Source organism: Fodinibius sediminis (assembly GCF_900182555.1).
Lineage (GTDB): Bacteria > Bacteroidota > Rhodothermia > Balneolales > Balneolaceae > Fodinibius > Fodinibius sediminis.
The window spans coordinates 138,666-159,642 of sequence record NZ_FXTH01000001.1 but is presented as its reverse complement, the minus strand read 5'-3'; the positions used below and the strand labels follow the sequence as shown (position 1 = coordinate 159,642).

23 protein-coding genes and 1 tRNA gene are annotated in these 20,977 nt (G+C 50.6%); 14 read left to right on the top strand and 10 right to left on the bottom strand.

The genetic code is table 11. The features are described 5' to 3' along the window. Positions 1-4: 4 nt before the first annotated feature. From FN808_RS00705 to hemW, 5 genes are all read left to right on the top strand, one after another. The gene (locus tag FN808_RS00705) at positions 5-793 is read left to right on the top strand and encodes a thiazole synthase (protein ID WP_142712617.1); all 789 of its coding nucleotides are present in this window, start codon (positions 5-7) and stop codon (positions 791-793) included. After that, the gene (gene thiE / locus FN808_RS00700; RefSeq protein WP_185958179.1) at positions 786-1,415 is read left to right on the top strand and encodes a thiamine phosphate synthase; all 630 of its coding nucleotides are present in this window, start codon (positions 786-788) and stop codon (positions 1,413-1,415) included. The genes FN808_RS00705 and thiE (FN808_RS00700) overlap by 8 nt, the downstream gene beginning before the upstream one ends. Next, positions 1,412-2,032 (top strand): thiamine phosphate synthase, encoded by a 621-nt coding sequence (gene thiE / locus FN808_RS00695; protein ID WP_142712615.1) that lies wholly within the window; start codon positions 1,412-1,414, stop codon positions 2,030-2,032. Before thiE (FN808_RS00700) ends, thiE (FN808_RS00695) begins: the two co-directional genes overlap by 4 nt. Before the next feature lie 88 nt (positions 2,033-2,120). After that, positions 2,121-2,666, top strand: a complete 546-nt coding sequence (locus tag FN808_RS00690; protein WP_142712614.1) for a gamma carbonic anhydrase family protein — start codon at positions 2,121-2,123, stop codon at positions 2,664-2,666. A 58-nt stretch (positions 2,667-2,724) separates the two neighbouring features. Next, complete coding sequence (gene hemW / locus FN808_RS00685; protein ID WP_142712613.1) at positions 2,725-3,852, top strand: radical SAM family heme chaperone HemW; 1,128 nt, start codon at positions 2,725-2,727, stop codon at positions 3,850-3,852. Between the two features lie 9 nt (positions 3,853-3,861). Here the strand turns inward: hemW and mtgA are convergent, their stop codons facing one another. Then, entirely contained in the window at positions 3,862-4,581 is a 720-nt protein-coding gene (gene mtgA, locus FN808_RS00680; RefSeq protein ID WP_142712612.1) for a monofunctional biosynthetic peptidoglycan transglycosylase, read from the bottom strand. 266 nt (positions 4,582-4,847) lie between these two features. Here mtgA and FN808_RS00675 point away from each other — a divergent pair, with 266 nt between their 5' ends. Beyond that, positions 4,848-5,297 carry a hypothetical protein gene (locus FN808_RS00675; RefSeq protein ID WP_142712611.1) on the top strand — a complete coding sequence of 150 codons (450 nt, stop codon included), beginning with the start codon at positions 4,848-4,850 and terminating at the stop codon, positions 5,295-5,297. Positions 5,298-5,434: 137 nt separating this feature from the next. Here the strand turns inward: FN808_RS00675 and FN808_RS00670 are convergent, their stop codons facing one another. Beyond that, positions 5,435-6,064: a thiamine diphosphokinase gene (locus FN808_RS00670; RefSeq protein ID WP_185958178.1), complete on the bottom strand. Its 630-nt coding sequence runs from the start codon at positions 6,062-6,064 to the stop codon at positions 5,435-5,437. A 149-nt stretch (positions 6,065-6,213) separates the two neighbouring features. On the opposite strand from FN808_RS00670, the gene FN808_RS00665 reads away from it, so the two are divergent. After that, the gene (locus tag FN808_RS00665; protein WP_142712609.1) at positions 6,214-7,197 is read left to right on the top strand and encodes a DHH family phosphoesterase; all 984 of its coding nucleotides are present in this window, start codon (positions 6,214-6,216) and stop codon (positions 7,195-7,197) included. Positions 7,198-7,217: 20 nt separating this feature from the next. Next, positions 7,218-8,456 carry a S1C family serine protease gene (locus FN808_RS00660; protein WP_142712608.1) on the top strand — a complete coding sequence of 413 codons (1,239 nt, stop codon included), beginning with the start codon at positions 7,218-7,220 and terminating at the stop codon, positions 8,454-8,456. A gap of 29 nt (positions 8,457-8,485) precedes the next feature. On the opposite strand, the gene FN808_RS00655 is transcribed toward FN808_RS00660, so the two are convergent. Next, on the bottom strand, positions 8,486-9,244 hold the full coding sequence (locus FN808_RS00655) for an enoyl-CoA hydratase/isomerase family protein (RefSeq protein ID WP_185958177.1): 759 nt from the start codon (positions 9,242-9,244) through the stop codon (positions 8,486-8,488). A gap of 57 nt (positions 9,245-9,301) precedes the next feature. Between FN808_RS00655 and FN808_RS00650 the strand changes: the two genes are divergently transcribed. Then, positions 9,302-9,958, top strand: coding sequence for a phosphoadenylyl-sulfate reductase (locus FN808_RS00650; protein ID WP_142712606.1), 657 nt, complete (start codon positions 9,302-9,304; stop codon positions 9,956-9,958). A gap of 37 nt (positions 9,959-9,995) precedes the next feature. On the opposite strand, the gene cutA is transcribed toward FN808_RS00650, so the two are convergent. Continuing rightward, complete coding sequence (gene cutA / locus FN808_RS00645) at positions 9,996-10,355, bottom strand: divalent-cation tolerance protein CutA (protein WP_142712605.1); 360 nt, start codon at positions 10,353-10,355, stop codon at positions 9,996-9,998. Positions 10,356-10,535: 180 nt separating this feature from the next. Here cutA and FN808_RS00640 point away from each other — a divergent pair. The 5 genes from FN808_RS00640 (at position 10,536) to FN808_RS00625 (ending at position 15,405) form a co-directional block, all read left to right on the top strand. After that, positions 10,536-10,618, top strand: a tRNA-Leu gene (locus tag FN808_RS00640). 66 nt (positions 10,619-10,684) lie between these two features. Then, positions 10,685-11,968, top strand: coding sequence for a trigger factor (gene tig, locus FN808_RS00635; protein ID WP_142712604.1), 1,284 nt, complete (start codon positions 10,685-10,687; stop codon positions 11,966-11,968). Positions 11,969-12,017: 49 nt separating this feature from the next. Then, positions 12,018-12,686 (top strand): ATP-dependent Clp endopeptidase proteolytic subunit ClpP, encoded by a 669-nt coding sequence (clpP, locus tag FN808_RS18790; RefSeq protein ID WP_185958176.1) that lies wholly within the window; start codon positions 12,018-12,020, stop codon positions 12,684-12,686. 27 nt (positions 12,687-12,713) lie between these two features. Further along, positions 12,714-13,979: an ATP-dependent Clp protease ATP-binding subunit ClpX gene (gene clpX, locus FN808_RS18785; RefSeq protein ID WP_185958175.1), complete on the top strand. Its 1,266-nt coding sequence runs from the start codon at positions 12,714-12,716 to the stop codon at positions 13,977-13,979. Positions 13,980-14,091: 112 nt separating this feature from the next. After that, a complete protein-coding gene (locus FN808_RS00625; protein ID WP_142712603.1) occupies positions 14,092-15,405 on the top strand; it encodes a sensor histidine kinase in 1,314 nt (437 codons plus the stop codon). A 17-nt stretch (positions 15,406-15,422) separates the two neighbouring features. Here FN808_RS00625 and FN808_RS00620 read toward each other — a convergent pair whose 3' ends face one another. From FN808_RS00620 to FN808_RS00595, 6 genes are all read right to left on the bottom strand, one after another. Beyond that, positions 15,423-15,998, bottom strand: coding sequence for a sigma-70 family RNA polymerase sigma factor (locus FN808_RS00620; RefSeq protein ID WP_142712602.1), 576 nt, complete (start codon positions 15,996-15,998; stop codon positions 15,423-15,425). Positions 15,999-16,258: 260 nt separating this feature from the next. Then, positions 16,259-16,987 (bottom strand): CPBP family intramembrane glutamic endopeptidase, encoded by a 729-nt coding sequence (locus tag FN808_RS00615; protein WP_246068248.1) that lies wholly within the window; start codon positions 16,985-16,987, stop codon positions 16,259-16,261. Then, positions 16,987-18,114 (bottom strand): LysM peptidoglycan-binding domain-containing protein, encoded by a 1,128-nt coding sequence (locus tag FN808_RS00610; protein ID WP_185958174.1) that lies wholly within the window; start codon positions 18,112-18,114, stop codon positions 16,987-16,989. The genes FN808_RS00615 and FN808_RS00610 overlap by 1 nt, the downstream gene beginning before the upstream one ends. Before the next feature lie 7 nt (positions 18,115-18,121). Beyond that, the gene (locus FN808_RS00605; protein ID WP_246068247.1) at positions 18,122-18,460 is read right to left on the bottom strand and encodes a tetratricopeptide repeat protein; all 339 of its coding nucleotides are present in this window, start codon (positions 18,458-18,460) and stop codon (positions 18,122-18,124) included. A gap of 185 nt (positions 18,461-18,645) precedes the next feature. Then, complete coding sequence (aroC, locus tag FN808_RS00600; protein WP_246068246.1) at positions 18,646-19,827, bottom strand: chorismate synthase; 1,182 nt, start codon at positions 19,825-19,827, stop codon at positions 18,646-18,648. Then, positions 19,824-20,942 carry a potassium channel family protein gene (locus FN808_RS00595; RefSeq protein ID WP_185958173.1) on the bottom strand — a complete coding sequence of 373 codons (1,119 nt, stop codon included), beginning with the start codon at positions 20,940-20,942 and terminating at the stop codon, positions 19,824-19,826. The genes aroC and FN808_RS00595 overlap by 4 nt, the downstream gene beginning before the upstream one ends. Positions 20,943-20,977 lie beyond the last annotated feature (35 nt).

Sequence of the window (20,977 nt, the reverse complement as noted above, 5' to 3'; positions counted from 1 at the left end):
TATTATGAGTGCATTAACGATAGCAGACCAAGCATTTACTTCACGCCTGATTGTAGGCAGCGCGCGCTTTCCTGATCCAAAGACCATGCGGGATTCGCTGCGGGCCAGCGGGGCAGAAATGGTAACGGTGGCTATTCGCAGGGCCAACCTGACCGGAAAGGACGGGGAAGATATCCTGAGCTACCTGAAGGAGGATAATTTTTTCCTGCTCCCCAACACCGCGGGCTGCTATACGGCCAAGGAGGCGGTGACAACAGCACGCCTTGCCCGGGAGGCCCTCGGTACAAACTGGATCAAGCTGGAGGTTATCGGTGATGATGAAACACTGTTTCCCGATGTCCCGGAGCTTCTGAAAGCTGCAGAACAGCTTCTGCTGGATGATTTTATCGTCTTGCCCTACACCAATGATGATCCCATAACCTGTCGTAAGCTTTCGGATATGGGTTGTGCTGCCGTCATGCCCCTTGGGGCCCCCATCGGTTCCGGCATGGGCATCCGGAACCCGTATAATCTTCGCATTATCCGCGAGCAGGTTGATGTGCCGGTTATTGTGGATGCCGGGGTTGGAACGGCATCCGATGCTGCAATTGCCATGGAGCTGGGGATGGATGCGGTTTTGATGAACTCGGCCATTTCACAGGCCAGGCACCCTGTGCAGATGGCCGGAGCGATGCGGAAGGCAATAGAAGCCGGGCGCGCTGCTTTTGAGGCGGGACGGATGCCACGGCGCCTGTATGCCAGTGCCTCGAGCCCGATGGGGGGACGGATCGAAGTGTCGGGGACTGATGAGTAATAGCCTGGACTTTCGATATTACCTGATTACGGACCGCCGCCAGTGCCGGCCCCGGCCCCTGCCCGATGTTGTGGCCGCGGCCTGCCGACAGGGGATCAAAGCCGTGCAATTGCGAGAGAAAGACCTGGGGGGGCGCGCCCTGTTTGCCATGGCCGAGCAGCTGCGGGAGGTAACCGCCCGGTGGAATGCTAAGCTGTTTATCAACGACCGGGTGGATGTCGCGCTGGGAGTGGGAGCTGACGGGGTGCACTGCCGTGAGACAAGTATGAGTTCCCGGGATGTGAAACAGCTGGAACCGTCGCTGTCGGTTGGAGTCAGTGTTCACTCGCTTCAGTCCGCCCGGCGGGCAGAAAGGGAGGGGGCTGATTTTTTGCTGTTTGGCCCGGTCTTCTACACGGCATCGAAAGCAAAATATGGGGCGCCCCAGGGACTTGCTGCCTTGAAGGACATTGCCGGGGCGGCGGGGATACCGACTCTGGCTGTAGGGGGCATTACTCCGAAGCGGGCCGTCGAGTGTCGGACAGCCGGCGCCTGGGGCGTGGGAGGTATATCATCGGTTATGGCCACTGATTCCATACCTCATGCCGTTGACCAATGGAAATTGACTTTGGATTCATTATGAGCAATAGATTATCTGGTGTTTACCTGATTACCGATACCAGCAGGCAGCAGCGTTTTAGCCACAGAGAGCTTGCCGAGCAGGCCCAAAGAGCCGGTGTGCCAGTGGTGCAGTACCGGAACAAGGAGACCGGGGGGCGCCGGGCACTTGCTGATATCAGGGGTATTGCTGACAGCCTTGCGGGCACGGGCACCTCTCTTATCGTCAATGACCGGGCCGACTATGTGCTGGCCGGTAAGGCAGACGGTGTTCATCTCGGGCAGGACGATCTTCCAATCAAGACGGCTCGTTCTTTGCTGGGAGAAGCAAGAATTATTGGGGGCAGCTCATCCACAGTGGAGGAAGCTCGTCTGGTAGAGCAGCAGGGAGCCGACTATGTGGCGCTGGGTCATATTTTTGAATCCCAAACAAAGAAAAAAGATTACCCGCCCCGCGGGCTGGAGATGCTTCGGGAGGTATGCAGTGCGCTTTCTATTCCCGTGGTGGCCATCGGGGGGATCACGCTCGACAACGCTCCGGAGGTTATCGGGGCGGGGGCTGATATGATTGCTGTATCTTCGGCCATCTGCATGGCCCGGGATCCCTATCAAAAAGCAAGAGCGTTTATGGGTTTGTTCTGAGTTATGAGTTCACTAACTTATAACAATTGGTCAGAAAACAGCCTGTGGTGCTGTCTGATTATGCCAGTAATTAATGTTTTTAGTTGTTATGATTTACGAATTTCTTGACCGAAAACCCGACTACCCGGAATCTGTCTTTGTGGCGCCAAGTGCGGATATCATCGGGGATGTTGTACTGGGCAAAGAGAGCAGCGTCTGGTTCAACACGACCATCCGCGGCGATGTAAACTGGATTGAGATCGGTGAACGGACCAATATCCAGGATAATGCATGCATCCATGTGATGAACCAGACCGGTCCCACCAGGATCGGCAGCGAAGTTACCGTGGGACATAACGCCATGATCCACGGTTGTACCATCCACGACCGGGCACTTATTGGTATTCATGCCACAGTGCTCGACAAAGCAGTTATCGAATCGGATGTTATGGTTGCCGCCGGCAGCCTGGTTCCGCCGGGCAAGCGCCTGGAGGCCGGCTATATGTATATGGGCTCCCCGGCAAGGCAGACCCGGAAGCTTACGGATGAAGAGGTCGCATCCATCAAAGAGCATGCTGACAATTATGTGAAATACTCCCGCGCCTACATGCAGAAAGATACCTACGAGACCAACCCCTTCTACACCAGAGGCTGAGGGCTGCTTATGAGTGATGCAGGAACAGAAAGAGTCATGAACTAACCTTATTGATGTCTTGGCTGGAATCTATATCCATATTCCGTTCTGCAAACAGGCGTGTTCCTATTGCGATTTCTATTTTGTGACCCGGACCTCCGAGCGGGAGCACTTTGTGCAACGCCTTGTTTCGGAAATCGAATCCTATGAGGCCTCCTCTTTCACTTCCGAGGCAGTGCAGACCATCTACTTCGGCGGGGGCACGCCTTCGCTTCTGGAACCCCGGCAGGTGGAACGAATTCTGGAGGCTGTTCGCCGTACATTCCCGATGGAAGTTCGTGAGATCACCTTTGAGGTGAACCCGGATGATGTGCATGCAGAGTTCCTGGAGGATCTTTATTCCCTGGGGATAACCAGGCTGAGCATGGGGGTGCAAAGCTTTCAGCCGGCCCTGCTGGAATTTATGCACCGGGCCCATTCCCGCGAGGAGGCGCTGGACTGTCTGCGCCTCCTGGATAAATCGGCTTTTGAAGCTTATACGGTGGACCTTATCTATGGAAATCCGGGGCAGCAGTTGGAGGAGCTGGAAAAAGACCTGGACCTGCTGCTGGACTTTGATCCTCCGCATGTATCTGCATACTCTCTGACTGTGGAAGACCGAACCCGGCTGGGAAAACAGGTGAAGCTGGGACGGGTTATACCACCGGAAGAGGAGATGGTGGCGGCCCACTTTGACTTGGTTAATGCCCGGCTGATAGATCAGGGCATTGAACGGTATGAGGTAAGCAACTACAGCCGTCCCGGCTATGAGGCGGTACATAACAGCAGCTATTGGAATCATCACAATTATCTTGGCCTGGGGCCGGGGGCGCACTCCTTCTGGTGGGAGGGGGAGGCTGTGCGATGGGAGCAAAAACGTAGCTTGCGTGAATTCCTCAGGGGCGAAGATGTCAGCAGCGATGCTGAAAGACTGACCCTGGAACAGCTGGCCGAGGAGCGGCTGATGATGGGATTGAGGACACGTGAGGGGGTTAGCTTTGATCAACTAAATAAAAGATATTTGTACTCCTTCAGCGGACGGCAGATTGCTTATTTGAGGGAGCGCCAAGAAGAGGGGAAACTCACGCTTGATTCCCGGCTTAGGCTCTCGGACCGTGGAATCAAAATAGCGGATGCGATAATCCTTGATCTGATTACCCTTCATTAACGGACTGGTTCAGTCAAGCTTTTCCAGGTAATGGGCATTGCCCAGCAGGTCCATGTAGCGCAGTACCCAGTCGCGCCGCTGGAGCATGTAACCGGAGGGCTGGGCCAGGTTATAGCGCCTGGGGGAGGGAAGGGCCGTAACCATGAGCGCACTTTGGGACCTTGAAAGATTGCCGGGGGTGGTGTTGAAATAGTGCTCGGCGGCAGCCTGAACACCATAGATGCCATCGCCGAATTCCGCGATATTCAGGTAGACTTCAAGAATACGCTTCTTGGACCAGAACAGTTCAATGACCAGGGCAAAATAGGCTTCAATCCCTTTTCGCAGATACGTCTGGTCAGACCACAGGAATAGGTTTTTGGCTGTCTGCTGGGTAATGGTGCTTGCTCCCCTAAGGTCACCGCCCCGGTTGTATTCATCCAGCGCTTTTTGAACAGAGGACCAGTCAATTCCCCAGTGACTGGCAAAGCTTTGATCTTCGGAAGTAACAGCCGCAATCTTGAGGTGGGGCGAAATTCCTTCCCAGTCAGTCCAGCTGTAGTGAAGGTCAAAATTCTCCTCTCCATTCCACCAGGCGGAGAGCGCGCGCTGAATCATGAAAGAGGAGCTGATGGGAGGGATCCAGCGCAGAAGCAGGACCGCGAGCAGCGAGGTGACGACCAATGTTCCCGCAATTCGCCCGGTCCATCGTAGTATTTTTGAGCGGTAGCGTTGAAAACGTTTTGCCATGTTTGATTTGATTTACCCCTGCAAGTCTCAAAAACTTACAAAATATAGGCATGCTTTGTCAGAATGAAGAAAAAATTCTGGTCAGGGTTGGAAAGCCGTGTTGAAATATGGTCAAATCGGTACTTGTAATCTTTATGACTACACCCGTCAGAGAAAGAAGACCACAGGTTAACAGGGAGTTTTATGGTCATCAGAAGGTTGGCAGATTATTGAACTTTCTATGAAGTATGACCAGCAACGGATTAACAGAATATTCAAAGATTCCTATGAAAACACTTGTAAGAGCGCTAACGATCATATTTATTGGCTGTATGACAGCGCTTCCGGGTTTTGCCCAGCAGCCGGAACAGCAGCAGATGCAGGAGACCGTACAGAGGATTAACCAGCTTATTGAACGGACGCATGCGATGAACCGGCAGATAAACCAACAGATACAGCAGTTGCAGAGTCATTACCAGCTGATGCACCGGTTTAATGAACAGATGCAGATGACCCTCGGAAACATGAAAAATGCCGCGGAGCAGTTTAACCTTATGTTCCAGGATGAGGAGATGATGCGTGACCAGGAGATGCGTAAGGACATGGAGCAGCTTCGTGAACATCTGCAAGGCATGGCAACTCAGGCTGATGAGGCTTTGCAGGTTATGGAGCGGGTCAGGATTCGGCTGCAGGAACAGGAGGGAAGTGAGATCGAAACAGAGGTTGAAAACGAATAGAACCGGGAAGGGAGGTTTTTCCCTTGCTCTTCAAAAAAGGGCAAGCTTTAGGTGCGATGCCGGATGTTCGATGTGAAGCCGGCGAGTTCCCGGCAGCAGCTGAAAAGGATTGTCAGGTTCCCGCGGACAGCTGGGGTTCAGCGAAGAGGCTTACGTGCAATAAACAACAGCAGGTCGCCTTGCTTGTAGCTGATTTCCACCGGGCTTTCGACTACCTTATTGGATGATCCGTCGCGCACGCCGTTTTCAAGGATACCGTCGCGGAGGGGATATTGGAGGCCGGCAGTTGTGATGCCCGTCACTTTGCCGGACAGGGGAAAAAGGGAAACAGGGGTCCCGATGCCGATGGGAGAGCGGAATGTGCGGGGTAGAAGCAGTGTTTGTCCAAAATCGTCAATAATGCTTATTTGATGAAAAGCATCGTTGAACTGTTTAAGCACGGATAGATTTTTCAGTGTATGGTCCAGTCGGAGGCCGGTTGCGCCGAGGATGTCGATCTTTCGTCCACCCTCACGCCGGGCCAGCAGCAGAGCTTTCTCGAGATCATTGGTTTCTTGATCTGCCTGCCGGATGATATCAAAGGAATGAGAGCCGTTTTCTTTAAAACTGTCGAGGTCCCCGATAACAATATCAGGAGCTACCCCCATGCTGAGTGCCACATTGCCCCCGCCGTCCGCTGCAATCAGATAATCTGATGCCCGGTGATGCTCCTCCAAAAGTTGCCTGGAGGGTGGGTTCCCATTGCACAGTATCAGGATACGATTCATTGTTGTTCCACTCACAGTGACGGTTAAAAGCGGCAGAGAGGGTATGATAAGGTAAAAACGACTAAGATTTAAGCCCGAAAAAAATATTGCTTTCTTCGAAGCTATGTATCATTTTATTAAGCTTATTTTTCGCGGTCTAATCCGTTATTATGTTTGAAGAACTCATCCAAAAGCTTAAGCAATATCGCACCGTGGGTGTATATTCACATATACGCCCCGACGGAGACTGTATCGGCGCGCAGGTGGCAACCTGCCTCTGGCTGAAAAAAAACGGCATCAAAGCCTACGCCTTCAATGATGATCCGGTCCCGTTGAATCTGCAATGGCTTTCAGAATATTTCCCTGTTCGGGAACCGAAAGAAAAGCTCCTCAGAAAATGCGATGCATATGTCGTTTTGGATGGAAACTCTCCCAAAAGGTTCGGCAGTTATTCCGACTATATCCAGGATGATCCCAAGCCGACCTATATGGTGGACCATCATCCGGACCCCCATGACGGGTTCGACTTTAGCATATCGGTCGAAAAAGCATCGTCAACCTGTGAACTTATTTTTCACCTCTTTCTGCAAAATGATGTTACCCAGGTTGACGAACAGGTGGCAAAGGCGCTCTATACGGGCATCCTGACGGATACCGGTTCCCTGCAGTATGATAGTGTTACGCCCGAGACCATGAATATCGCCTCGGAGCTGCTGCGGCTGGGGCAGTTCCGGCCGAACGAAGTGGCCGAAAAAGTGTTTTCGAACAAAAGTCTGAACCAGCTGCACCTGCTTAGCAGGGCGATGGGGACGATTGAATTGTTTGAAGACAATCAAATTGCCATTATGTACGTTACCGAAGAAATGCTTGACGAAACCAATACAACCAATGATGATTGCGAGGGCTTTGTAGCCTACCCGCTGAGTGTTCGCGGCATCAAGGCCGCGATTTTGTTTAAGGCACTCGGTGACGGTGTCAAAATGAGCCTGCGATCCAAAAGTGACGAGGTGGATGTGAATAAGTGGGCCCGAGAGATTGGTGGCGGAGGCCACAAGAAAGCTTCCGGTGCCTGGCATCCCGGACCGCTCGAAGAAACCATCAAGGAAATTGTTGAAATTGGTTCAAAGCAGCTGGTAAGCGTCGATAAGCCGTAACACGAAATATCCTGAGACGGATGAAGTATAAACTTTTCTTTACCGTGGTACTATTGCTGTTCCTGGCGGGAGCAGGCTGTTCAGACAACTTGCGCCGGAGCGAGGTAAGTGCTGAGCGTGACAGGATTACCAATCGGGCCTCGGGAACATCGCTTTCCACTTTTACATCCCGGCCTGCGGAAACAGGAGGAATCCCGGCAGGTCAGCAGCAGGAGCGGAGAGTAGCCCAGACGACTATTAATGAAAGCCGGGAGACGGCCATTACTCGCGCCGTCGAGAAAGTAAGTCCGGCCGTTGTGAGTATTACCGTCACAGAAGTGATACAGGGCGGGCGCCGGCTGGGGTTCGACCAGTTTTATAACCGGTTCTTCTCGGCCCCGATAGAACGCGAGGTAAGCAGTATGGGCTCGGGTTTTATTATCAGCGAAGACGGCCTGATTGTCACCAACCAGCATGTAGCGGGGGCCAATGCCAAAAAAGTGATGGTGTCGCTTCCCGATGGGGAGCAGTATGAGGCCGAAGTGCTCGGCACGGATGAACTGGCGGACCTGACCCTGCTGAAAATGCATGCCGATCGTTCCTTTCCGAAGGTTGAGTTCGGTAATTCCGACAGTGTTATTGTAGGTGAGTGGTCGCTGGCCGTGGGAAATCCCTTTGGCCTGTTCGAATCCGCCCAGCCCTCGGTAACAGTGGGGGTTGTCAGTGCTGTAAATCGAGACTTTCGTCCCAACCCCAATGAGCCCCGCGTCTATGTGGATATGATACAGACGGATGCCGCCATCAACCGCGGTAATTCGGGGGGACCCCTGGTTGACAGTGAAGGGAAGGTGATTGGAGTAAATACCTTTATTTTTACGGGGGGGACCAGCAGTGGTTTTGTGGGCCTCGGCTTCGCTATTCCCAGCAACCGGGTTCAGAAAATTATTCGTCAGCTGGCCTCGTCAGGTGAGGTACATTTGCCTTTTGACCCCGGCTTTACGACAACGGAGATGACTTATCAGATGGCAGCGAAATATAATCTCCGCGTCATCCCCGGCTTATTGGTACAGAGCGTCAACAGGGACGGACCCGCTTTTGAAGCTGGAATAATGCCGGGTGACATCATCCTGAAGATCGGGGATGAGCGTGTTCAGAGTAAAATGCATGCCCAGGCCCTGCTCAGAGAATACGCCGAAGGCGACTCCATGCGTGTAGAACTGCTGCGCAGAGACAGGCACTATGAAACAAAAATGATGTTACGGAAAAAGATTGAAGAGTAGGTCGTGAGAGGAGATTCAGGTGACAGAAATTACAGGCGGTCTTCTAAAAAGTTTTTTACCTGCAGCCGGTGACGTTCATCCTCCCACCATCGGGCAAAGGCATCGGTTTCGGCTTCAATGGCCTCCCATCGCGCCGGGGCAGCTCTCAGGGCCCCCTCTTTGAGATCTCGAATAAACGCCCGGTCGTGCCGTCCGAGTTTCTCGGCCCACGCCCGGGCCTCCGGAAGCAGGTTATTGGAATCCACAATGCGGTCGATGAGGTTGCAGCGCAGTGCTTTGCGGGCATTAATCTGTTTAGCCTCCGCCAGCCACTGCAGGGCGGTTGAACGTCCCACCCGTTCCACGAGTCTCGTCAATCCACCCCAGCCCGGGGGCAGGTAAAACTGAGCCTGGGTAAAGCAGAAGGTCGCTTGTTCGGCTGCCATGCGAAAATCAAAGGCCAGCATGGTTTCCCATCCTCCGCCGAAGGTTGAACCATTAATGCCGGCGATGGTCCAGCAGGGAAGCTTCTCAATACGGGTCAGGATGCTCAGCATACGGCTGGCCATCGCCCGGGCTTCTTCTGCGCTTTTCAGCCTGTGAAACTCCCGGAGGTCACCGCCGGAGATAAATGTTTTGGAACCGGCGCCCGATAGAATAAGACAGCGCGTAGTCTGATCAGACTCAAGGTCCCCCAGGAGACCTTCCAGCTCTCTCATGATTTGGAAATTGATGGCGTTGTGGGTGCCGGGTCGGTTGACAATGGCGTGACAGGTCTTATTTTTATATTCGACTTTTAAATTATTCACTGTTAGATTAAGGCTTGATTTGAATGTGGACGAAGATAGTCTCAAAAAAGAATCTATATGTATCTTGTCAATAAAGAAAAGATAAATCAGTCGCTTTCAACCAAAATTGTCGACGCACGGGTCGCTCAGATTTTCAACTCCTTTGAAAAGGTGCTGGTTACTTCTTCGTTTGGGACGACCTCGGCCGTGCTGTTACACCTGGTAAGTCGTATCAAGCCGGAATGTCCAGTCTACTTTATAGATACCGGCTATCATTTTGAGGAAACACTTTCCTATAAGAAGAGGCTGACCAGGCTCCTCGACCTGAATGTGATTGATCTGCGTCCCAATTCCGATCAGCATGCCATGACGAGGAAAAAACAGCTATGGAGCCAGGATGCTGACCGGTGCTGTCAAATCAACAAAGTGGAGCCAATCAAGAAAATAAAAGAAAAGCATGATGTCTGGATGTCGGGGTTGATCGGTTTTCAGAACAGCCACCGAAGCCGGCTCCAGATTGTAGACAGGAAGGATGAGATGCTGAAATTTTACCCGCTGATTGACTGGGACAGTTCGCTGGTTCAGGAATATATCGTCGGCCATGGGTTGCCCCAGCATCCCCTCAGGGAAAAAGGCTATCATTCCGTTGGCTGTACGCATTGCACCGCACCGGGGATGGGGCGCGAGGGTCGGTGGAACAGTCAGTCGAAAACGGAGTGCGGTCTGCATCGGTAACCAAGACCGTTATCCCGCCGAGTGAGGCGGTTATGACTTACATGTCTTCGATTTCGTAGTCAATCTGCTGATTTTTGCAATTCTTTATCAGCCAGCGCTGGTATTCTTCATTGCCTTCCTGTTCAGTAAGCTGGAGGGAGATCACGCAGGGACAGTCGTAGCTGTGCAGCTCTTTTACGCGTTCGGTCAGCTCATTTACGTTGTGGTAAGTTGTCTTGGCAATAAGAAGCGTTTCCTGGTCTTCGACAATTTCTCCTTTCCACCGGTAAATGGATTCCATTCCGTCCACAATATTAATGCAGGCTGCGAGTTTTTCTTCCACCAGTGTGCGCCCGATGGATTTGGCTTCCTGCTTGTTGTTGGTCGTGATATAAACGAGGCGAAGATTGAAAAACATAATACGAAGTAATGTTTTTATTTTTTTTCAGACGGGTTAAGCTACAAAAATACTTATTTGTCTCATAGCGTTATTCGTAGGCTGCTGGGAATTATTTATGTTGAAAAAAGAGCAAAAAAGCTGTAGTTTTCGTGGCTCTGAAACCCCCGTAAACAACAGGTGGAGGAGGTTTAGCGTATAGCGAGAGTGGCGGAATTGGTAGACGCGCTAGATTTAGGATCTAGTGCCTTTATGGCGTGGGGGTTCGAGTCCCCCCTCTCGTACTGACTCATTCAATAAATACTGTGTAATTCTTACCGTTCTAATTAAATACTTTTTGGAGTAGTTTCGTGGAAATAACTGTAAATGACATCACCTCTGTAGACAAGGAAATTGTAATTTCGGCCCGGCGCGAAGACTTGGAGCCGAAGTTTAAAGAGGCCTACAAGAAATACCGTGGCCAGATTAACATGCCCGGTTTCCGACCCGGCAAAGTGCCGCTAAAGATTGTGCAAAAACGATTTGGCGATGAGATAGAGCAGGAGGAAATTAACAAGTACGTCCAGGAAGTATTTGAGGAGAAGGTTGTTCCGGAATATGAGCCGGTGGGCGAAAGTCAGATGCTGGATCTTGTCTGGGAGAATGATGAGCTTGAAGCTAAATTCAAAATAGGAGCCCGTCCCGAATTCGAACTGGAGGACCTGGGAGAGATTTCCGTCGATCGCCTCGTGCATGATGTGACCGATGAAGAAGTGGAGGAGGAAGTTGAGCGTCAGCTGAAACAGCAGGGGAACTGGGAGGAAGTCGAAGAGGAGATTACGGAGACGAGCCGGGTCACTGTCGATGCCATTCCGCTGGAAGATGGAGAGGCCGATGAGGAGAATGCCGCCGAGGAAGTTATCGACCTGAACAAAGAGGAGTCAGAGCAGTTCCGTGATGATTTGATTGGTCATGCCGCGGGCGATGAAGTGGAGGTTGAAATAGGCCATGATGATCATACGCACGATTTTCGACTGATTGTCAAGAAAGTGGAAAAATTGCACAAGGCGGAATTGACGGACGAGTTTGCCAAGCAGCAGAGCGATCAGGAGGCCAAGAATACCGATGAGTACAAAAGCTTGGTCAAAAGCCGTATTCAGAATTATTATGATCAGTCAGCAGATGATCTTTTCAAGAACGATGTGATCGATGAGCTTGTTGAACAACATGATATCGAAGTTCCGGAAGTGTTTGTGGAACAGGTCAAGAACCAGTATGTGCAGCGCGTCCAGCAGCAGTCCGGTGGTGAGCTTCCTGCAGATTTTGATGCAGAAGAATACAAGGAAAATATGCATGACCGTGCACTGCGTGATGCAAAGTGGTTTTTTCTTAATGAAAAATTGCAGGAAAAATTTGACGATATCGAGATAAAACCCGAAGATATAGACGAGCATTTGGAGATGCAGGCTGCGCAATACGGAGTAACTATCGATCAGATGCGCAACCTTTTTGCACAGAATCCTCAGCAGCTCGAGAGCCTTCGCAACAGCATCCGTGAAGAGAAGGTATTCGAGAAACTGAAAGGAGAGGTAGCGATCAATGAGATCGACAAGGAAACCTATCAGGAAAAGCATGATGAAAAGGTAAAGGCCTGATATCTTCTCAACTACTTACTGAAATTAACCAAGTCTTATTTAACAGATTATGAACAAGCAACCTTTATACGAAGTGCCCGGTACAGAGAACGCTGATGTCAGCCCCATTCAAAACAATAACCTGGTTCCCATGGTTGTTGAAAAGACCGAGCGGGGCGAGCGTGCGTTCGATATTTACTCGCGGCTGCTTAAGGACCGCATTATCTTTCTTGGCACTCCCGTTAATGATGCGGTGGCGAGTTCTATCGTGGCACAGATGCTTTTCCTGGAATCAGAAGACCCGGAAAAAGATATTAACCTCTATATTAACAGCCCCGGTGGGGTCGTCTCTGCAGGATTCGCGATTTATGATACCATGCAGTATGTTAAGTGTGATGTGGCTACAACCTGCGTGGGCATGGCGGCATCCATGGGCGCCGTATTGCTGGCAGGAGGGGCTGCAGGGAAGCGTAATCTGCTTCCCAACGCCCGGGTGATGATTCACCAGCCGCTGGGCGGGGTGCGTGGACAGGCCAGCGACATCGAGATCGAGGCCCAGGAGATTTTGCGTATCAAGAAGCTTATCAGCAACATACTGGCCAAGCACAGCGGCAAGGATCCCGAGCAGGTGATGGAGGATTCCGACCGCAACAAGTGGATGAGTGCCGAAGAGGCCCAGGAGTACGGCTTGATCGACAACATCATGAAGCGAGATAAGGATAAAGACAAGGATAATTAAATTTCAATACTTTAGTAGCTCAATGTTATGAGTGACAAGGAACAACATAATAACGACAATACCATTCACTGTTCGTTCTGTGGCCGTTCGAGTCATGAAGTGAACAGCATGGTTGCAGGCCCGGATGATGTGTATATCTGCGACCGGTGTGTGGCGGATGCCTCCGGCATTGTGAAGAGTGATTTGGCATCCATGTCAAAAAAGCGTGAGAAAAACTACCAGCCACTCCTGAAGCCTGCGGAAATCAAAGCGAAGCTTGATGATTACGTAATTGGCCAGGAAGGGGCTAAAAAGACGCTTTCGGTAGCCGTTTACAATCATTACAAGCGCATTACCTCGGAGCTGCAGGATGAGTTCGATGATACCGAGGTTGAAAAGAGCAACATTATGCTGCTGGGGCCTACAGGCTGCGGCAAGACCCTGTTGGCGCGTACATTGGCCAACATCATTGATGTGCCCTTTACTATTGCCGATGCAACGGTGCTTACCGAAGCCGGCTATGTAGGCGAAGATGTGGAAAGTATTTTGTCGAGCCTCCTCCAATCGGCCGATTACGATGTGGAACAGGCCAAGCGCGGCATTGTGTATATTGATGAAGTGGATAAGGTGGCCCGAAAGAGCGATAACCCCTCTATTACCCGCGACGTTTCGGGTGAGGGGGTGCAGCAGGCCTTGCTGAAAATACTGGAAGGGACCGTAGCGAATATCCCTCCCAAGGGAGGGCGAAAGCATCCTGAGCAGAGTTTTATACAGGTTGACACATCGAATATCCTGTTCATCTGCGGGGGCGCGTTCAGCGGATTGGAAGAAATTATCGCCCGCCGCCTGTCGGTAAGCTCTCTTGGTTTTCATTCGGAGAAGCAGGTGACATTCGACCGCGAGGATCCGGATATCTTTACTTATGTTGAGCCTGAAGACTTACAGCGCTACGGCTTGATTCCTGAATTGATTGGTCGTCTGCCTGTGATTTCCGGGCTGCATCAGCTTTCAAAAAGCGCAATGATTGATATCCTGGTTCAACCCAAGAATTCTCTCACCAAGCAGTATAAAAAACTGTTCCAGATGGAAGGAGTCGAGCTTATCTTTGAAGAAGAGGCCCTTGAACGGATTGTGGAGAAAGCCCTTAAACGGAAAACGGGTGCACGGGGGCTGCGATCCATTATGGAGTCTTCTATGCTGGATATCATGTTTACGCTCCCATCCATGAAAAATATTGAGCGCTGCGTGATTACCAAAGAGACGATAGATGACAACGCGCCGCCTGTCTATGAGAAGAGAAAGGCGTCGGCATAGTATTATGCTATAGTATTGAAAAAGGCATCATCAACCGGTGATGCCTTTTTTATTTTGAAAAAAATACAGATGTTATTTTATAATTATGCCAGTCCTACCCTAATCGGGTTATATGAAACCATACCTCACGTCAAACAGGATTAATATAGCCTTAATCGGGCTGTTTATTTTACTGGGCATAGGATCTTATGCTTACAACCAGTACCTGGTCAGTCGAATCCTCCAGCAGGAGCAGTCGGGTGTAAAACTCTGGGCCAAAGCTATTGAATATACAAGTGATCCTACCCAGGAGGAGATAAGCCGAAGCTTGCTGGAGGCGGTTGATTACCTGCGCCGTCGTGCTTCAGTCCCGGACAGCGTTATCAGCCTGATCGAGGATGCCGAAGCTGACAGGGCCTCCCAGACCTTTGTAACCCAGGAGATCGTCCTGAGTGAGGATCAGTTTTTGGTTCCGCGTATCATCGTGGATGAGCGGAATGAAATTATTTTTGCCAACCATGTCGATGCGAAACTGAACCAGGAGCTGATAGACTATTATGCTTCCATGAACGATCCGATTGAGATCAGGCTGGGGGATGAAGAATATTCCCAGATGCAATATGTGTATTACGGAGAGAGCCCCACGGTACGGTATCTGCGGTATTTTCCCTATATACAGCTCAGCCTGCTGGCCCTGCTGCTCGGGATCGGGCTGGTGAGCTACAGGACCATCAGTCGTTCTGAGCAGTCAAATCTGTGGGTGGGAATGACCAAAGAGGCCGCCCACCAGCTGGGAACTCCTTTGTCAAGTCTCTACGGCTGGGTGGAATTGCTTCGTGAAGAAAAGAAAGATGATTTTACGCAGCGTATTTGTGATGAACTGGAAAATGACGTTACCCGGCTCCGGGGTGTGGCTGATCGATTTAATAAAATTGGTTCTGAGCCTGAGCTGAAATATCAGCGTCTGCAGCCCATGGTGCAGGAAGTCGTCGGCTATATGGAACACCGCCTTCCGAAGCTGGGTGAGAATGTGGATGTGCTGTGCCAGCTTGATTCGGGAGTTCAGGCGAAGGTGAATTCTGATCTTTTCCAGTGGGCCCTGGAGAATCTGATTAAAAATGCGATGGACGCCATAAAATCTTCAGCCGCCAAAGCCCAGGTAACAGTCAAGCTATATCGCGTGGAGAATGAAGTCTTTATCGATATAACAGATACTGGTGTCGGTATTGAAAAAAAATTCCAGCATGAAATTTTTAAACCGGGCTACAGTACCAAGAAGAGGGGATGGGGGCTGGGACTTAGCCTGACAAAGCGCATCATCGAGGGCTATCACAACGGTCGGCTGTTGATTCATGACAGCGAAGTTGGACGGGGCACCACCATGCGTGTCATCCTTCCGGCTGACAGGCTTCAGGAAGAGGAACAGGCAGCGAAAAATGAGGCATGAAGGTAGCTCTATCCGCTTTAATCCGGTTGATAACCCCGCTCCTTGGCGTATTCCATCAGCTGTGATTTCAGGAGGTTGCGGCCGCGGTGCAGGCGTGAACGGATGGTTCCTATGGGCACATCCAGCATATTTGCGATCTCTTCGTAGGTGAACCCTTCCACGTCACAAAGCAGGACGACCGTTCTAAAATCTTCCGGAAGTTCATCGAGGGCATTGGAAATGTCATCATCAATCAGCTCGCGAAACATTTTGTCTTCCAGGTCAGAGGTATCGGTACGTTCGGCCCGGATGGTTTCATAGAAGGTGGAAACCTCATCGTAGTCTACCTGGTTGGGTTTCTTTGATTTTTTCCGGTAGTTGTTGATGTACGAATTTTTCAGGATGCGGAAGAGCCATGCCTTGGCATTGGTACCCTTCTCATAACTGCTGAAGAATCGGTAGGCTTTGACAATCGTGTCTTGCACCAGATCCTCGGCATCACTGGGATCGGAGGTCAGCCGCAGCGCAAAATTATACATAGCATCCAGATGGGGAATGATTTCATCCTCGAAATCTTCCTGCTTCTGAATTTCTTCTGTGGTTAATTCGGCCATCCCTTTGTAATAGATTTTGATTGCCAAACAGTGTTTGTGAGGTTAACCGCCGCTGGCTCTGAAAAAGCCGTCTGTATTGCCCTCAAGCATGTTGCTTCCTTGTTTACTGATACAACTATAATAGAGCTTTTGATCCTAAATTCTTAATCAGTTTCACTAATGAGCCTCATAGGTAAAGCAAATGTTCAAATAACATACCAAAAATTTATGAAGCTTTCTTAAAGATCTCTCTATAATTTACTCTTTTTAATGAAGTGGTATCAGAAGACGATGACCATCAGATCGTAAATAGCATGGGTCCATGCCGCCATACCGAATCCGCGCCAGAGGTAGATGGCATTGAGTGCCAGTCCGAAAAGAAACCGGAACAGAAAGGAAGCCAGTGTAAAGGTTTCACCCATGGATCCCGTATAATGCACCAGGCTGAATATTACCGCTGCAAGTACGATGGCTGCTGTATAGGCGGCGGTCTTTTTAGCAAAAAAGGAATTGAAAAACCAGAGCAGGGCTGAGACCAGAAGCACCCGGAAAAACAATTCTTCATACAGGCCGGCCCCCAGGGAGAGGGCCATTTGCTGCACCAGTGATAAACTTTCTACAGGAGAGGCCTGTATCATCTGCAGGAGGTTGGCAACAGTTATGGAAATAAGAACAGAAAGAACAAAGGCGTAGACGGAAGCCTCGATCAGCATCGTCATAAAATAGCTGAACCTGAGCGAGGAGAGTTTGTCACGTTCGCGGTACAGGATGTAAATCCCGATTAGTGCGACCAGGATCAGCGTTATTGACAGCACATCCTGCCCCACATAGGAGAAGAGCATTTTGATCCAAATATCCACGGAGATCCGGACCACCTGATTGCTGTCTGGCTGGGATATGAAGATCAGCACTTCGTACAGCAGCAGCAGCGGGAGACTGACCAGGTAGCTGTAGAGCAGTGAGTGTGTAGTCGTAAAATATCGTTGTATCGGTTGCTTAATGTTGGGCATCAATCTTGATATATCATCGCTGAGGCGCTGGATCCGGCAAAATGGAGTGTATTCCAGGCCGCAGTTGAAAGTTTAAGTCCCTTGCCGGAAATACGATCATTAATTCGTACAAAAACACCGTGCGGATACTGCGGATTTTTGACAAATATGATGGATCCCAGCGCAATATTGGGATGGGCGCCTGTTAAAGCTTCGGGGTTGTAGAGATCGCCGCTGGTCGTGGGTGTTGCTTTGTCGGAAGCGTCGTACTGCGAAATGGTGACGGTCCCGAGACTGCTCATTGAGCTGCTGTTCTTGATGTAGGGGTTTTTAAAGCTTTTGCTGGAGGGAGTAAGAACGGTCACCTCCTGTCCATTTCGCAAGCGGTCTGACTGGATATCGGTATTCAGGGCCCTGAACTCCTCTTCGTCCATGTGGAATTTTTTTGCAAGCTGGGCCACGGTGGTAGTTCCCCCGCTTATTCGGTGCTTGATGAATCGTCCCTGAGGTGCGGTTGAGGAGGTTGATGAAGATGCGACCGAGGGGGTCGACGAAGAAGAGCGCACGGTTAGTTCCTGTCCCACGCGAATGGTATTGGAGGAAAGGTTATTCAGTTTTTTCAGCTGGGCGACAGACATGCCGTGTTTTTGAGCAATTCCGTACAGGGAATCGTTATTTTTCACCAAATAGGTTGTATTTTGCTGTGCTGTATTTTCCACCGTGATCGGTTCCTCCTGCGGTTCAGTCGATTCGGAGGGATGGATAGTCAGGGTTTGCCCTACTTTTAGGTTGTTTGCAGTCAGGTTGTTCCAGGCCTTGAGTTCGGCAATGGTCACTTGATACTGCTTGGATACGGAAAAAAGCGTTTCCCCTTTCTCTACGGTATGCTGCTGTGTTTCGCCGGTGCCGCTTGCCGGAGATGCTTCTCCTTCCTTGCCGACAATAATGGATTGACCCACCGAGAGCTCATCGGCCTTCAGGTCATTCCATCTTCTGAGCTGTTGAACTTCAGTGTCATATTGCCTGGCAATGCCGAAGAGCGTTTCCCCCTTCTGAATGGTATGGGTTACGGTATCCTGGGCATGCAGGTCGCGGGGGATGAATAGGGCAAGGACGATCAGGCTGAGAAGAAAAGTGGTGACTTTCATGGGGATTTTAATTGTCCATTTCAAATTCCAGATGCTGCAGGGCTTCCTGCAGTTCAGATTTGGTACGTAGTTTCTGTTGTTGTTCGGCTTTGGGGATACCAAGCTTATACATTTTCCGGGCATCAGACAAGCGGTCGTGCATCTCATACAGCTTCCCCAGGTGATAATAGACCCCTATATAATCCGGATCGTTCTTCAGGATATCCTCGAATAAAATACGGGCCTTCCCGAAGGCCCCCTGTTTCCGGAATTCAAGGGCCAGGGCAAATTTGGAAAAGGAATCTTTTGGATTCTTTTTAATTTGCCGGGCCAGCTGCTTGATTTTTGACTGCCTCTCTTTATTCATATCGAAGCCTGGTACAGTTAAAAAGATCACTGAAAGGTCCTGCTTGGCCTCCCGTTGTACTAACGTTCGTGCCCTGTTTTATTATATCGCCGGGCCCGACAGGCCAAGCTGAAAACCCTGCTAAGGTGAAGATACTTAAATTCTGCTCCTGAAAAAGGAAATTTTACCGCGGGTAGATGATATCCCTAGCGGTTGTGATACCGTTCTTCAATTTCTTCTATGGAATCTCCCCCGAATTTCTCCAGGAAGGCATTGGCCAAAACCGGTGCAATAACACTCTCAATAACCACGATAGCACGGGGCAGGGCACAGACATCGGATCGTTCGTATCGCGTATCTTTTTCCTCCTTCGTATTGATGTCTACGGTAGAGATGGGCGTCAGCATGGTCGGTATTGGTTTCATTACGCCGCGAACGATCAGCGGCATACCGGTGGAGATACCTCCCTCAATACCTCCCATTCGGTTGGTACGGCGGCTGAATGCCTCGTTCTCATAGGTGATTTCATCATGAACAACCTGGCCGTGCCGGCGTCCCGCTTCAAATCCCTGTCCTATTTCAACGCCTTTCATGGCCTGGGTTCCCATGACGGCCTGGGCCAGTCGTCCGTCCAGTTTCCGGTCCCAGTGTACAAAGCTGCCCAGGCCGGTGGGCAGGCCCGTGACCAGAACTTCCCAGTGCCCGCCGAGCGAGCTGCCTTCCTTGCGGCGGACGATGATCTCCTGGCGCATCTGTTGGGTAAGCTCTTCATCAAGACAACGTACCGGCGATTCATCCGCGGCACGAAATACGGTTTCCGCTCCTTCATCCAGCATCGGGTCTACGCGGGTGCGAACCGACTCCCAGGGGTCATCATAGCCGATACTCCCGATCTGGGTTACATGTCCCCCGATTTCGATGCCAAAATGGTTCAGAAATTTGCGGGCAATGGAACTGCAGGCAACCCGCATGGCGGTTTCGCGGGCACTGGAGCGCTCGATAGCGGGGCGTATATCGTCATACCGGTATTTTTGAACCCCGGTGAGGTCGGCGTGGCCCGGACGAGGGACGGTTATCGGATCCACATCCTCGCCGTCTCCCTCCTTGTTCATTACTTTGGGCCAATTGGCGTCATCCTTTTCAAAGGCCCGGTTGGGCATCTGGAGGGCAATAGGTGCCCCGGTCGTTTTTCCGAAGCGAACCCCCGAAAGAATTTCAGCACGATCTTTTTCGAAAGCCATGCGCCCGCCCCGTCCATAACCTTTCTGGCGGCGAGCCAGGTGGAGAGCAATTTCATCTTCTGTAATCGAGAGTCCTGCGGGTATGCCTTCGATGATGCCTGTAAGCTGGGGGCCGTGTGATTCTCCGGCTGTTAAATATCGTATCATGCTGACTGTGTATCTTCTTGTTGTGAGTTAAAATGTTTGGTGAATGCGTGTCGGGAGACGCGTTCCGACAGCGAACGGTAGTCGTCGCATCCCTCGTGCCGCAGATGTTTAATGCGTTCGATATCTCCGAGTACGATGAGGGAATCGCCGGCAGAAATCAGATCATCACTGCCGGGATTGAAGCGAATGGCTTCCTTGTCACGGGGGATGATTGCAATAATGACGACAAAATATTTTTGACGTATCTGGGCTTCGGAAAGTGTTTTTCCATCCAGTTCCGATCCCTCAAAGACCTTGACTTCATCAAAAACGTGATCCTGAACCTGTTTCCGATGGGTACCGCTTTGAATACGATTGATAAACTGGTCTACATGGGGACGCAGGATGACGTTGGCCATCCGATCGGCCCCGATTTCGTAGGGTGAAATTACTTTGTCAGCCCCGGCCCGCAGAATTTTTTTGGTGTTCTGGTGTTGGTTTGTGCGCACTAAAATAAAAATATCCTGATTAATTTCCCGGCCGATCAGGGTAACAAAAACATTATCCTGATCGCGAGACAGGGTGCAGATGAGGCCTTTGGCCCGCTTGATGCCGGCCTCTATCAATATATCTTCATCCTGGGCATCTCCCGAAACATACAGCAGCTTGTTGTTGCGAATGCGTTCAATGCTGCTTTCCTGGTTTTCTACGACCACTATAGGGATATTGGCTTCCTGCAGCACTTCGGCAATCCGGTGTCCGATCCTTCCATAGCCTGCTATAATGTAATGATCCTCCATTTTTTGCAGTTGCTTTTTCATAGCCCGTATCCTGAAGAGTTCACTTTCAAAAATTAGTTGTGTGGTCTGTGAGGCAATATACGAGATCACGCCGATACCCATGAGGAAAATAATCATGGTGAATATGCGGCCGCTTGCCGACAGGTTTGTCAGTTCTGAAAAACCAATGGTGGTAATGGTGATGAAGGTCATGTAGAAACCATCGAAAAAGTTCATGCCTTCAATCAGGTGGTATCCCGTTGAACCGATAACAAAAACGATCAGCAGAATAACACTGGCAATGCCGATACGCAGTGCTATAATATTGTCAATAATATTGTTGTAAAATCGGTGCATGGGTGTTATAGATACCAGCTGACTTTTCGAGCTTG

Coding starts and splice junctions, on each gene's coding strand:
- FN808_RS00665 (WP_142712609.1), top strand. CDS start 6,214: ATGTTTGAAGAACTCATCCAAAAGCTTAAGCAATATCGCACCGTGGGT.
- FN808_RS00670 (WP_185958178.1), bottom strand. CDS start 6,064: ATGAATCGTATCCTGATACTGTGCAATGGGAACCCACCCTCCAGGCAA.
- FN808_RS00620 (WP_142712602.1), bottom strand. CDS start 15,998: ATGGCCGAATTAACCACAGAAGAAATTCAGAAGCAGGAAGATTTCGAG.
- cutA (WP_142712605.1), bottom strand. CDS start 10,355: ATGTTTTTCAATCTTCGCCTCGTTTATATCACGACCAACAACAAGCAG.
- FN808_RS00705 (WP_142712617.1), top strand. CDS start 5: ATGAGTGCATTAACGATAGCAGACCAAGCATTTACTTCACGCCTGATT.
- FN808_RS00690 (WP_142712614.1), top strand. CDS start 2,121: ATGATTTACGAATTTCTTGACCGAAAACCCGACTACCCGGAATCTGTC.
- aroC (WP_246068246.1), bottom strand. CDS start 19,827: ATGATACGATATTTAACAGCCGGAGAATCACACGGCCCCCAGCTTACA.
- FN808_RS00660 (WP_142712608.1), top strand. CDS start 7,218: ATGAAGTATAAACTTTTCTTTACCGTGGTACTATTGCTGTTCCTGGCG.
- mtgA (WP_142712612.1), bottom strand. CDS start 4,581: ATGGCAAAACGTTTTCAACGCTACCGCTCAAAAATACTACGATGGACC.
- FN808_RS00675 (WP_142712611.1), top strand. CDS start 4,848: ATGAAAACACTTGTAAGAGCGCTAACGATCATATTTATTGGCTGTATG.
- FN808_RS00650 (WP_142712606.1), top strand. CDS start 9,302: ATGTATCTTGTCAATAAAGAAAAGATAAATCAGTCGCTTTCAACCAAA.
- clpP (WP_185958176.1), top strand. CDS start 12,018: ATGAACAAGCAACCTTTATACGAAGTGCCCGGTACAGAGAACGCTGAT.
- thiE (WP_185958179.1), top strand. CDS start 786: ATGAGTAATAGCCTGGACTTTCGATATTACCTGATTACGGACCGCCGC.
- clpX (WP_185958175.1), top strand. CDS start 12,714: ATGAGTGACAAGGAACAACATAATAACGACAATACCATTCACTGTTCG.
- thiE (WP_142712615.1), top strand. CDS start 1,412: ATGAGCAATAGATTATCTGGTGTTTACCTGATTACCGATACCAGCAGG.
- FN808_RS00595 (WP_185958173.1), bottom strand. CDS start 20,942: ATGCACCGATTTTACAACAATATTATTGACAATATTATAGCACTGCGT.
- FN808_RS00625 (WP_142712603.1), top strand. CDS start 14,092: ATGAAACCATACCTCACGTCAAACAGGATTAATATAGCCTTAATCGGG.
- FN808_RS00610 (WP_185958174.1), bottom strand. CDS start 18,114: ATGAAAGTCACCACTTTTCTTCTCAGCCTGATCGTCCTTGCCCTATTC.
- FN808_RS00615 (WP_246068248.1), bottom strand. CDS start 16,987: ATGCCCAACATTAAGCAACCGATACAACGATATTTTACGACTACACAC.
- FN808_RS00605 (WP_246068247.1), bottom strand. CDS start 18,460: ATGAATAAAGAGAGGCAGTCAAAAATCAAGCAGCTGGCCCGGCAAATT.